The organism is Pseudoalteromonas sp. MEBiC 03485 (assembly GCF_004195145.1).
Lineage (GTDB): Bacteria > Pseudomonadota > Gammaproteobacteria > Enterobacterales > Alteromonadaceae > Pseudoalteromonas > Pseudoalteromonas apostichopi.
Genome location: NZ_SGBT01000002.1, coordinates 726,313 through 738,710, shown reverse-complemented (window position 1 = coordinate 738,710; position 12,398 = coordinate 726,313). Strand labels below are relative to the sequence as shown.

The window sequence follows — 12,398 nt, the reverse complement described above, 5'->3', positions numbered from 1 at the left end:
AAGCGCGCCAAACTAAGAGCCTAATTTAATCTCGTGGCTTAGATTTGTATTGGTTGCGGGATAGCCATCTCATAGAGCCTAATAGAAATAGAGCAAAAGCAGCCAAGCCACTGAATAACCATGTAATACGCCCACTTAAATTAAGAAAACTGCCATCATGTATAGGGTGAAGCCAATTTAAAACTGTGTTGCTGTTGCCTTGCTCTTGGTAAGCAAACACTTTTAAAACTTCACCACTATTGGCGTCTATATAAACATAGCTATGTGGAAAGCGTTGCGATGGGTCTTCTTTTGTTTGCACTCTAATTCGATAATAAAACGGGTTACCCTTCATTGCGGGTGTTTCTATCCATGCTCCTCGAGAATTAGGTAAAACCTCAAGCGCTAAATTCAATGCTGCATTGGGTTGAATAGGGGGGTTATCTGCCAGAACACCATAGTGGTTTACAGGAGTTTCCACAGTATCTATTGGCCCTGTTATTTTTGTTAAAATTGCAGCTGACTCTTTAGGGAGTGCTAGCATAATCCCTGTCACTGTTAAAATGACTAATGGCGCTAAAAAAGTTAACCCTATTAATTTGTGCCAATCGTAAAGCATCCCAATACGAGATGAACGCTTTTTAAACTTAAGTTGTTTTTGCCACTGTCCCTGCTTAGGCCACCATGCAAATAAGCCACTAACTAACAAATATAAAATAGCTAACCCCACGTAACCTAAAAGCCAAGTTCCAGTTTGACCTAGTAGTAAAGTGAAATGCAGGTTATAGAGCCAGGTCATTAAATATTGACCCCAATAATCGCGGCGTAGAATTAAATTGCCATCACTTGAAAGCCATACCATCATCGGAGCAAATTCGAGATGTTCTGTTTCAGGAGGATTGTAATACCGAGCAGGAATTAACTTTGCCTGTGGGGTAACTTCAAAGCGCCAACTACCTTGTTTATCAGGATATTGTTTGCGTAGGGTATCCAGTGCGTTATTAAAGTTAGCAGAAGCGTTGTTTTGCAACTTAGTCGAAGAGATGTTTAAGCCTTGATCAAGTTCATCGTAAAATACTAATAACGAACCTGATAGTGCGATAACACAAAACAATAAGCCAAGGCTCAGGCCAAGCCATTTATGAATACGGCGGTGTAATTTTCGCCAGTTTAGCATTGCAGACCTCTTTAATTACTGGCTTTATTCAACACGCCAATGAATATTATTTCATAAATTGGTTGAGCTGAGCAATGCGACAAAATGTCACAGTTGATCATAAAAAGATCAGATAAGGTTTGCTTTAACAATATAACAAAATTATTATATAAAGAAATTATTATGGAATGGTCATGGAAGTTCTCTTTTTATGTACAGAAAACTCAGCGCGGTCAATTATGGCCGAAGCGTTACTCAAACATCACGGAAAAGGTGAGTTTGAGGTGTTTAGTGCTGGCACAGAACCATTTGCGGTAGACCCTCGCACTCTTGCTGCGATTGATCATTTTGGCCTTAAAACAGATGACTTACACTCAAAGCACTTAAACGATGTGGCTAACATGCATTTTGATTATGTAATTACATTGTGCGACCAAGCGGCGAAAGAGTGTGCCAATCGAGTAAATGGTAGCCAATGTCTTGCATGGGATTTTGTCGACCCTAAAACGCGCCCAGAACCACACGCATTTGAAAAAACTTTGCAAGAGCTCAATGAGCGAATCAAACAGTTCGTTCAATCCCATGGCAAAGAAAAAATCACATCAATTTCGCCAACTTTATTTTATAAAGCGCTTGCTGATGATATTCGCCTAAAAAGTTTATTACTTATTGCGGTTGAGCAAGAAGTTTGTGTATGCGAACTAATGACGGCTCTTAACGAGCATAGTCAGCCAAAGGTCTCAAGGCATTTAGCGCAACTTAAAAAACAGGGCATTTTGTCGGATAGAAAACACCAACAGTGGGTGTTTTACTCTTTAAACCCGACACTGCCTTTGTGGATGAAACAAATAATTACCTCGACAGTTGTAAACGAGCCGAATTTCATTGAAAACGAGCTAGCAAGACTAAATGCGATGGGTGATGATCGCCCAACTCGTGTTGCTCGTTGCTGTAATTAAGGACTGAAAATGGGTGTTTTTGAACGATATTTATCTGTATGGGTTGCTAGCGCAATTGCTATAGGTGTGGGGCTTGGCGTTGTATTTCCGCCTTTATTTGAACTCATAGCCAAAATAGAAATCGCGCATGTAAACATAGTTGTTGCGCTATTTATTTGGGTAATGATTTATCCAATGATGGTGCAAGTTGACTTTTCAACGATTAAAGAAGTAGGTAAAAACCCTAAAGGGTTGATTCTCACTTTAATCATTAATTGGCTAATCAAACCCTTTTCAATGGCCGCATTAGGTTGGTTATTTTTTGAAGGGTTATTTGCTGATTTCGTTAGCCCTGAAACGGCGCAAGAATATATCGCAGGGATGATTTTACTCGGTGTCGCACCTTGTACGGCTATGGTGTTTGTATGGTCACAGCTGACTAAAGGCGATGCAAATTACACACTAGTTCAAGTGTCTGTGAACGACATCATCATGATTTTTGCGTTTGCGCCCATCGCAGGTTTATTACTTGGGGTGTCTGATATTCATGTGCCTTGGTTCACATTGATGATCTCGGTTGTTTTGTATGTGTTGTTGCCACTAATAGCTGGTGTATTAACACGAAAAGCTCTCAATAATTCAGCACAAAATGAAGCTGCTGTGCAGTCATTTTTAGAGAAAATTAAACCGTACTCAGTTGTTGGCTTATTGGCCACAGTGGTCTTGCTGTTTGGGTTTCAGGCAAACACCATATTAGCCCAACCGCTGAACATTGTACTGATTGCCATCCCGCTTGTTTTGCAAACTTACGGTATTTTTGTGATCGGCTATTTTATCGCTCTAAAACTTAAGCTTAAGCACAATATTGCAGGTCCAGCATGTTTAATTGGTACTTCTAACTTTTTTGAGTTAGCTGTCGCAGTGGCTATTTCATTATTTGGTTTGCACTCGGGAGCAGCATTAGCAACCGTTGTTGGGGTGTTGGTCGAAGTACCTGTGATGTTGTCGTTGGTTGCAATCGTTAATAAAACAACACATTGGTTTAAAGAGTAATTGGGGAATCATAATGCACTCACATCCATTTGATATTTTACAGCTAGAAACTGGGGCATTTATTTTTACCCCTTGCCCTGGCACAAAAGGCGTTGGCTTATCACAGTCTGTGGCTGATTTAAAAGCGGCAGGTGCAAAAGCAATTATTACTCTGATGTACGATGAAGAGCTTATTAAAAATGGTGCACAAAAGCTTGCAAGCGAATGTGAGAAAATGGGGCTTTGCTGGTTTCAGTTACCAATTGTTGATGATGACGCTCCTAAGGAGGCGTTTAATCACGCATTTACCAAGCACCTAGACGAGATTCTTGCCATTATAAAAAATGGTGGCAGCGTGGCTGTGCATTGTAAAGGCGGCTCAGGCCGTACAGGTTTAGTTATTGGTTTATTAATGCATGAGCTTGGCTATGCTAAAAACGACATAATTAATCAAGTGCAGGCTATTCGCCCCAAATCGTTGCATAACCCTATACAACGTTCATTTTTCGACAATTTTCAAAAAGTAGGAGCTTAACAATGGCAATTAAATTAGGCATTAATGGTTTTGGCCGCATGGGTCGTTTATCGCTAAGAGCAGCGTTTGCATGGGACGACGTTGAGTTTGTGCAAATTAATGACCCTGCGGGAGATGCAGCGACATTGGCTCACTTACTAAAATATGATTCGGTACACGGTATTTGGCCGCATGAGGTTGAAAGTAACGATAATGCGGTGATCATTGATGGCCACAAAATTAACGTTACGCAAAATAGAGCGATTGCAGATACTGATTGGTCTGGTTGCGATATCGTAATTGAAGCCTCTGGCGTGATGAAAAAAACCGAGTTGCTGCAAGCCTACCTTGAACAAGGTGTGAAGAAAGTTGTTGTCACTGCTCCTGTAAAAGAAGACGGTGTGCTGAACGTTGTGATGGGTGTAAACGATGATTTATACGATGTAGAGCAACACAATATTGTTACTGCCGCATCATGCACTACCAACTGTTTAGCGCCAGTAGTTAAAGTATTGCAAGAAAAAATTGGTATCAAACATGGTTCAATGACCACTATTCACGATATCACCAATACGCAAACTATCTTAGATGCACCGCATAAAGATTTACGCCGTGCTCGCGCATGTGGCATGAGCTTAATCCCAACTACAACTGGCTCTGCAACGGCGATTACACATATTTTCCCTGAACTTAAAGGCAAATTAAACGGCCATGCGGTTCGTGTGCCTTTAGCGAATGCATCAATCACTGACTGTGTGTTTGAAGTCGAGAAGCCGACCACGGCTGAGCAAATTAACCAATGGATGCAAGAAGCCGCAGATGGTGAGCTAAAAGGCATTTTAGGCTATGAAGAAAAGCCACTTGTTTCTATTGATTACAAAACTGATCCACGCTCAAGCATTGTGGATGCATTATCAACCATGGTTGTGAACGAGACACAAGTTAAGCTGTATGTTTGGTACGATAACGAATGGGGTTATGCAAACCGTACCGCCGAACTTGCCCGTAAAGTTGCGTTATCACTGAAAGGGTAAAATGAATGACGCGTTTGGCTAACCTTCCCGCTGATATAAAGCAGTACTTAATTGTCACTGGGAATTACTGGGCATTTACGCTTACAGATGGCGCATTGAGAATGTTGGTGGTACTGCATTTTCATGCGCTTGGCTACTCACCTTTGAGTATTGCCATGCTGTTTTTATTTTATGAGATTTTTGGTGTTGTCACTAACTTAGTAGGTGGCTATTTAGGCGCAAGGCTTGGTTTAAATAAAACCATGAACATTGGCCTTGCCATACAGGTTGTAGCCTTGTTCATGCTGGCAGTCCCTCCTGAATGGCTGAGTGTTGCCTATGTGATGCTGGCGCAAGCGCTGTCGGGGATTGCCAAAGATCTCAATAAAATGAGTGCTAAAAGCTCAATTAAAATGCTGGTTGCCAGTGGCCAAGAAGGCACCTTGTTTAAATGGGTGGCGATACTTACAGGCTCTAAAAACGCATTAAAAGGTGTGGGCTTCTTTTTGGGTGGCTTACTACTGACATTGATGTCGTTTAAAGGCGCAATGCTCGCGATGGCTGCCACTTTGCTGGTGGTGTGGTGTTTTAGTCTTTATGCACTTAAAAATGATTTAGGTAAAGCCAAAAACAAACCTAAGTTTAACGAGATATTTTCAAAAAGCAGTTCAATCAATATCTTGTCGGCCGCGAGGTTGTTCTTGTTCGGTGCGCGTGATGTTTGGTTTGTAGTTGCACTTCCGGTGTTTTTATCACAAGCCTTTGATTGGGACCACTGGACTGTGGGTGCCTTCTTAGCGAGTTGGGTCATTGGCTATGGGACTGTGCAATCTTTTGCTCCCAAAATCATTAAGCTTAATAAGCAAACATCACCAAGTGCAGAAACAGTTAAGTGGGCATCACTGCTTGCTTTAGTCACCTTAGCCATTGCCCTTGCTGTTGGCTTTGGCTGGGCTGTAAAACCAATGCTGATAGGCGGACTGATGTTGTTCGGCGTGGTCTTCGCGATTAACTCATCTTTGCACAGCTACTTAATTGTTAGCATGGCTGATGCCGATGGCGTATCACTTGATGTTGGGTTTTACTATATGGCTAATGCCATGGGTCGCTTAATTGGTACTGTGTTGTCGGGCTTAGTGTTTCAGCTTTATGGCTTAGCAGCCTGTTTGGCTATCTCACTGTTATTTATTGTTATTACCGCCCTTATTTCGACTAAATTGCCAAAACAAATTTAGTTAAACCCAAGGTAAGCAAGAAAGCTTGCTTACCTTGGGTTACTTATCTTTATTAGAGCCAGCGATTAGTTAATTTCTAAGCCTTAATGAGATTGTCAAAAATTAGATGCTGAAAATAAAAACCCCTTTATCTAACAAAATTTCGCTTTAATCTTTGTTTTCTTGTAGTTTACTTGGAAACAAGAGTTGTAAGTAGGTTGTTATGTTTGAGTACGTTGCTGTTAAGCGAGGAAAAAAGCCATTTTTAATAGTGGCTCCATTATTGGTGTTAGGTGTGCTTGTATATAAATATTCTTTTCAAACAGCCGCTCCAATAACAACTAGCTCAGAACAAATAAATGCACATAGTACAAAAGCTCAATATCAGGTTGAGGAGCAAGTAAGCGTACCTGCCACGAGTTTGTTAGCTGATGAATCTGTTGAGCAAGGGAGTGAAGTTAATGACAGCCGTGAACTTATTATCAAAAATGCACCGAAATGGCGTTTTGATGGTGTGTTAATTGACCATTTTACAGAGCTAAAGCAACGCGCTGAGCAAGGTGATGTGGAGGCTAACTACCTCATCGCACAAAATCTTAAGTATTGTTTTAATGCTCCTTTAGATGCTGAGGCGCTTGAAGCAACATTAGCCGAAAGCTATGAGTTTAGCGATGCTGGTGATACGCAAAACCGTGCTTTAGAAAAATATGAGTATTGCCAAGGGGTAGATTTAGCAACGCGGCGGTCTTTTTACCGTTATTTGGTAATGGCAGCAGAAAAGGGCTCTACCTTTGCGCAGCAAACGTTTGCTGCGCTAACTCCCGAATTTTACATGAAGTCGCAATTTCCTGAGAAGTTGTCACGTGCCGAGTTCATCAAAAATCGCGATAGTTTTAAAGAGCGTAAAACCGTATTTTTAGAGCAAGCAGCGAAGCAGGGCAGTGAACAAGCGTTGATGAGTTTAGCGAGCATGTATTACAGCGAACAAGTTGGTGAGCATAGTGCAGCAAAAGCCTACGCTATAAATCGACTCATTATGGAAATCACGCAAAATAACGATATATATAATCGTTATGCGTGGTTTGAGCAAAGACAATATCCAACGCTTTCAGGTGATGAGCTGAGTATCGCGAACAATTTATTTGATCAATGGCTTTTGCAAATAAAGCAAAATGGTACGCTATACCCAAAGAATTAATAACCCAAAGCAAGGATGGCAAGTATGATTGAACCAAACTATGCAAGTTACACACTTGATGATCTGATAGATTGCAAAGCGAATATAGACGCACAAGAGTGGCCCGAGCGTCTAAAAGACATTGAGAATGCGTTAAATGTTTATGCCAGTCAATCTGCTGAGCACGAAAAGCAGTACAAACAAGCAGTGTTTAATGCATATTGTGAGACGTTACGCCACGATCTAACCATCAGTATTGATGATAATATCCTTTGGTTTTTAAGACCGTTTTCTAAGCAAGCTAAAAATATTACCCCCAGTACGTTTGCTGGCGAAGTTTGCCCTCTTTGCGCGGGAAATCTTAGTGCAACCACCTGGGCTGCTGGTTGGGAGTTGAGCTGCGAACATTGTGAAGTAACAGGGATTGTTGTTGAAAAGTTTGGCTATTAATAAAATTAGCTTATTGAGATTGCTGCGTAATTATTCGCAGCAATATATAACAATTTTGATGATGCTATCAGGCTTTTTTTACAAACTTAGCGGTTACCATCATTTCACCTACGCCATCAACTTTACAGTCTAACTCGTGGTCTTTTTTATCTAACACGCGGCGGATAACGGCTTTGGTACCAATTTTAATCACTTGTGAGCTGCCTTTAATTTTTAAATCTTTCGCAACGGTCACTTTGTCGCCATCAGCTAATAAAGTGCCATTAGCATCTTTTACATTGATCACATCATCAGTATCAACCGCATTAGGATCCCACTCATGAGCGCATTCTGGGCATACTAAATTGTTTTGATCTTCATACACGTATTCAGAGTTACATTGTGGGCAAGGAGGAAAAGGCATAAATGGCACCATGGTTGATTTTAAAAGGGTATTTTAATGGCTGAGAGCAAACTATGCGAGTACAAGGCATATATTTTATGGCTCAGACGTTTCGAGTGTTTTGGTAATAGAGAATATTCCTCTTAAATCACCAAGCCGATAGCCTGTGGCTAAATCATTTGGGTAATGCTCGCTAAGCGCTTGCTTTACTTCTGGCGCAATTGTTTGGCCATGACAATTGAGGCAAACTGGCGCGATTTTTATCGCTTTAGCAAAGCGAAATTGACCATCTTTATTGGTTGAAAAAGCCACATTGTCGATGCTTTCAGTGTTTCTGATCATATCGAGTAGCTGGGCGATTTTTTCAGCTTCCCAGTCATCAGGTTGATTATTTTGATTACGGTTTTTAGTGCTTTTGCGCGCTACAGTCCAACCGTCAGTTGATAAGCTCTCGGCAATGGCTGGGGCTTGCATTTTACACACGTTAATTCCTTCAACTAATCCGCCTTGTTTGATTGCGGCTCCCAATGCTGATTTAAGCGTAGTGGCAAACTCAGCTGCTCGCTCAGCTGCTTGAGTTTCTAGGTTAGCTGATTTTGTTTCGGCGTAAAGAGTAGGCGATAGTAACGCGGTGAAGAGGATTAATGTTCTTAAAGCAAGCATAATAAAACCTTATATTAGATATATCTAATATAGTAGTTCGTTTTTACTTTACATGCCAATGTAACCTGCAAAAATAACTATTCTTAGCACAAAGCCTACTGGAGTGTTGCTGCTAAATTGGTTATGGTGAGAAAAATATTTTGAGAACAAAAAAATGAAAAAACTAATTTATATCGCCGCTCTGTTATTTTCAGCTCTCACATTTGCAGGTACCGCTCCATACAGTGGAGAGATAAGTCGTGATGACTTACTTAAAGACTACTCTGCATTTAGTGAAGAGTACGATGAATACACACCGAGCGAGGAAGAGTTAAGCACTATAAAAGCACTGCAAGGTAAGCAGGTTTTAGTGTTTTTGGGCACTTGGTGTCATGACTCAAAACGTGAAGTGCCCCGATTTTTAAAGCTTCTCGATACTGCGAAGGTGCAGTTAGGCTCACTTAAATTAGTGGCCGTTGGCTACGACAAGCTAGACCCTGCAGGGTTAGCAAAACAGTATGACTTAATGTATACACCAACCATTATTGTCCTTGATGGCGAAAAAGAGCTTACCCGTATGATCGAAAAGCCAAAACAAAGCTTGGCTTTGGATCTTACGCAACCGGGTCAAACGCTATAAAATCATCAATAGATAAGGGCATTGAAATTAAGTAACCTTGAATATAATCAATGCCTTTATCACTCACCAACTGCCATTGCTCTGAGCTTTCGACCCCTTCTGCGGTAATCGTTAAATCGAGTTGATGGGCTAAATCACTCATTGTTTGTAAAAATAAACCATCTTTCGGGTTATCTACGCAGTTACAGATAAAAGCCCGATCAATCTTAACGTTATCCAGCGGAAACTGCTGAATCGATGACAGTGATGAATAACCCGTTCCAAAGTCATCGAGAGATAAATTAAAACCCGCTAATTTAAGCTCATGCATAAGGTTTATCGCGTACTGGGTATTTTGAAATAGGGCTGATTCGGTGATCTCAAGGTTTATTTTTTGATTTGCAGGAAATAGTTTGGCTTTTTCTTTACTTAGTCGTTTAACTAAGTGCACGTCAGAAAACTGTTTACGCGACAGGTTTATCGACACTTTAATATGAATGTCGTTATTAACCATGCGATGGCAGTCTTTAGCAACTTTAGCAACAATCCAGCGAGACAATAAATTAATGAGCTCTGATTGCTCAGCAATGGCAATAAACTCCATAGGTGACACAAAGCCTCTAACAGGGTGATGCCAACGTACAAGCGCTTCACAGCCAATTAGTGTGCCATCTAAGGTGTTTACAATCGGTTGATACACCATGCTTAGCTGTTCGTTGGCCGCAAGGGCATGACGTAAATCACTTTCAAGGTTACTTTGTGCAATGAGCTTATCTTTGAGCGATTGGCTGTAGACTGTGAATGGCTTTTGCGTGCGGGGGCATTCATTCATCGCAATAAGTGCAGTATTTATTTGCTCAGCAGCATCGATGTTTTGTAAATGCGGATAGCCCACGCCAATGTATAAATGGTAAAAATGAGCGCTGCCAGCGGTTTCAATAATGCCTCCGACCTGATGCTGAAATTTATCTAATAGGGCAGCGAGCTTGTCGTCAAAAATGGCCTCTTTTAGCAATATTAAAAAACAGCCGGGTTTTATATGCGCGCAAAACGCTTGGAGCAAGTCAGAAAATGCAATTAGCCGGTTAGCAATGGTCGTTTGTAGTTCATTTAAGTAATCTTGACCGTAAATATCTTCTAATTGACGATAGCCTTTGATCTCGGCGCACAATAAAGTAAGGCCACTAGAGTAATGATTTTCTGGGCATATGCTTGCTATATACTTTTCACTGTAACGGCGGTTAGCAAGTCCAGTGACAGGGTCAAAGTGTGCTTGCTGGTATAGTTCGTGCTGACGTTGTTTTTCTGCACTTATGTCTTCAATCGTACCAACTAAGGTGTTGGTTTTTGGGTTCCATTCAGCGTGTTCATGAAACCAGCGTTTTTCACCATTAAGTTTAATTGTGTACTCAATTTCGGTCGGACTGCTTGGCTTAGTATGAATAAAATTTAAAAATGTGTTTTTATAAAAGCTATCGATTTTTTTACAGACATTATCAATTGATTGTTCTTTGGTTTCTTCTTGAAATAATGCCACAGCTTGTGTTGATAACTGTCTAATGCTTTTATTAGGCGATAAGTGCCAACTACCCACACCACTAAGTGATTGAGCTTGTTTAAGCTCAAGCGCTTGCTCTGAGAGCTCTAAAGTTTGTTTTTGTACTAACTTTTCTAGGTTTTGTTCATGTTCTCGTAACCGGTAAGTAATGGTAATTAAATAGCTACTAACCGATGAAAATAGCAGAGCAATGAGTAATAACACTAAAAATTCAACATGCGTGCGATAAGCAAACTCGTCTTTAATGCCGACAACCCATTGTTGATTTTCAACATCGAGGTTGTAGGTTGTCCAATCGTTTTGTTGAAAAAGGTGATTATTTAAAAGAGGGGTGTAACTATCAGCTGTTTTTTGCCAAACTTCATACAAGTGAGGATGAGAAGTCGAGTCAGGTGGTAAATTTGCGATAAACTCTGGAAAGCGCAGCACCACGATTGCAAACCCCCAAAACTCATTTTGATCAAAAATTGGTAATCTTGCTACTAAGCCTTGGCCACCTTGAGCCAACTCTTTTGGCCCATCGATTTGCATTTTTTTAGTATTAATGGCTCTTTGTAATGAGTCTTGAATACTTTGTATTTTGAATAAATCGACACCAATTACAGTCTCGTGACTATTAAGTGGATAGGTATATTGAATTACACCCTTTGGTGCTAGTTGGATGGTTTGACTGCCGTCACTATGAGTTAATATCTCTGTAGCTAGGGTTTCGAATTCAGTTTCAGTGTATGCAAAGTCACGCATTGCCGCACGAACAAGGTAGGGGCCGAGGAATGCGCTATTGAGTGCTTTTTCAAGGTTGCGACTGTAACTGTTAAGTGCTGTAATTTTCTCTATTTCATGCATTTCTTGTCTATCGTAAAACACTTTAAACGTGATAACCGAAAACAAACAGAAACTAAGAAAAAAAGAAGTAAATAACGGTGAAAAATATATAATATTGCGCAATAGTATCTCTATATGAAGTAGATATTTAAGTATTAAACTTACCTTTAAAAATACTAGTTTAGGGTTATCTGGTTGTCTAGCTAAGTGTTAGGAATTAAAGATGAATTTTTAGCATGTTAGAAAAATAATTGTACCTAAATACAATAGATTGCAAACAATATTAAGATAAATGCTATGTACCAAGCCGTTATTAAAGCTATAGATGTAGCGAATGCTGCAGATCCAAATCGTGTTACACAAGACGAACAAGCGCTAGCAAAAGAGTCACTCTATGCGATGCGTATGACCGATATGCTAAACCGTTTCAACCCCCAAGCCGATGAGTTGATGCATATTGCCGCACGAGGTCAACATATTGAGCGTTGGCGCTCTCCTCGGAGCGACTTCCCTATGGGTAAGCAAGGTTATTATCAATGGCGCACTGCTTTATATGACTTTCATGCAGAGCGTGTAACAGCCCTTATGAAAAAGGCGGGTTACTCACCGGAAGAATGCGAGCGTGTATACGCAGCAGTAGCGAAAAAGAATATAAAACGAAACCCAGATAGCCAACTGATTGAGGATATCGCAAGTCTCGTGTTTATAGAACATTACATGCTGGATTTTGCAAGTAGTAAGCCTGATTACGATGAGCAAAAATGGTTGGGTATTATTCGTAAAACCTGGCAAAAAATGTCAAACGAAGCACATGATTTTGTGTTAGCTGGTAACATCAGCTTACCTGAGCCGCTTAAGCCGTTAATAACAAAAGCGCTAAATTAATTGTAAAACAAGGA

The 12,398-nt window shown here is 40.5% G+C and carries 13 protein-coding genes; 9 read left to right on the top strand and 4 right to left on the bottom strand.

Annotation, left to right across the window (positions count from 1 at the left end):
• Positions 1–25: 25 nt before the first annotated feature.
• Positions 26–1,156 (bottom strand): PepSY-associated TM helix domain-containing protein, encoded by a 1,131-nt coding sequence (locus tag EVU92_RS20015; RefSeq protein ID WP_130052903.1) that lies wholly within the window; start codon positions 1,154–1,156, stop codon positions 26–28.
• A gap of 173 nt (positions 1,157–1,329) precedes the next feature.
• Between EVU92_RS20015 and EVU92_RS20010 the strand changes: the two genes are divergently transcribed.
• From EVU92_RS20010 to EVU92_RS19980, 7 genes are all read left to right on the top strand, one after another.
• The gene (locus EVU92_RS20010; RefSeq protein ID WP_130052902.1) at positions 1,330–2,094 is read left to right on the top strand and encodes a metalloregulator ArsR/SmtB family transcription factor; all 765 of its coding nucleotides are present in this window, start codon (positions 1,330–1,332) and stop codon (positions 2,092–2,094) included.
• Between the two features lie 9 nt (positions 2,095–2,103).
• Positions 2,104–3,126, top strand: a complete 1,023-nt coding sequence (arsB, locus tag EVU92_RS20005) for an ACR3 family arsenite efflux transporter (RefSeq protein ID WP_130052901.1) — start codon at positions 2,104–2,106, stop codon at positions 3,124–3,126.
• A 13-nt stretch (positions 3,127–3,139) separates the two neighbouring features.
• Positions 3,140–3,640 carry a dual specificity protein phosphatase family protein gene (locus EVU92_RS20000; protein WP_130052900.1) on the top strand — a complete coding sequence of 167 codons (501 nt, stop codon included), beginning with the start codon at positions 3,140–3,142 and terminating at the stop codon, positions 3,638–3,640.
• Positions 3,641–3,642: 2 nt separating this feature from the next.
• Positions 3,643–4,653: an ArsJ-associated glyceraldehyde-3-phosphate dehydrogenase gene (locus EVU92_RS19995; protein ID WP_130052899.1), complete on the top strand. Its 1,011-nt coding sequence runs from the start codon at positions 3,643–3,645 to the stop codon at positions 4,651–4,653.
• A 5-nt stretch (positions 4,654–4,658) separates the two neighbouring features.
• A complete protein-coding gene (gene arsJ, locus EVU92_RS19990; protein ID WP_130052898.1) occupies positions 4,659–5,867 on the top strand; it encodes an organoarsenical effux MFS transporter ArsJ in 1,209 nt (402 codons plus the stop codon).
• Positions 5,868–6,069: 202 nt separating this feature from the next.
• Positions 6,070–7,044 (top strand): hypothetical protein, encoded by a 975-nt coding sequence (locus EVU92_RS19985; RefSeq protein ID WP_130052897.1) that lies wholly within the window; start codon positions 6,070–6,072, stop codon positions 7,042–7,044.
• Between the two features lie 24 nt (positions 7,045–7,068).
• The gene (locus tag EVU92_RS19980) at positions 7,069–7,473 is read left to right on the top strand and encodes a hypothetical protein (protein ID WP_130052896.1); all 405 of its coding nucleotides are present in this window, start codon (positions 7,069–7,071) and stop codon (positions 7,471–7,473) included.
• Positions 7,474–7,540: 67 nt separating this feature from the next.
• On the opposite strand, the gene EVU92_RS19975 is transcribed toward EVU92_RS19980, so the two are convergent.
• The gene (locus EVU92_RS19975) at positions 7,541–7,876 is read right to left on the bottom strand and encodes a zinc ribbon domain-containing protein YjdM (RefSeq protein WP_130052895.1); all 336 of its coding nucleotides are present in this window, start codon (positions 7,874–7,876) and stop codon (positions 7,541–7,543) included.
• Positions 7,877–7,951: 75 nt separating this feature from the next.
• A complete protein-coding gene (locus EVU92_RS19970) occupies positions 7,952–8,518 on the bottom strand; it encodes a DUF3365 domain-containing protein (RefSeq protein WP_130052894.1) in 567 nt (188 codons plus the stop codon).
• A gap of 154 nt (positions 8,519–8,672) precedes the next feature.
• On the opposite strand from EVU92_RS19970, the gene EVU92_RS19965 reads away from it, so the two are divergent.
• Positions 8,673–9,137, top strand: a complete 465-nt coding sequence (locus EVU92_RS19965; protein ID WP_130052893.1) for a thioredoxin — start codon at positions 8,673–8,675, stop codon at positions 9,135–9,137.
• On the opposite strand, the gene EVU92_RS19960 is transcribed toward EVU92_RS19965, so the two are convergent.
• Positions 9,112–11,520, bottom strand: coding sequence for an EAL domain-containing protein (locus tag EVU92_RS19960; protein ID WP_136374532.1), 2,409 nt, complete (start codon positions 11,518–11,520; stop codon positions 9,112–9,114). The two genes, EVU92_RS19965 and EVU92_RS19960, sit on opposite strands and share 26 nt — an antisense overlap.
• 276 nt (positions 11,521–11,796) lie before the next feature.
• On the opposite strand from EVU92_RS19960, the gene EVU92_RS19955 reads away from it, so the two are divergent.
• Positions 11,797–12,384 (top strand): DUF4202 domain-containing protein, encoded by a 588-nt coding sequence (locus EVU92_RS19955; RefSeq protein ID WP_130052891.1) that lies wholly within the window; start codon positions 11,797–11,799, stop codon positions 12,382–12,384.
• Positions 12,385–12,398: the final 14 nt, after the last annotated feature.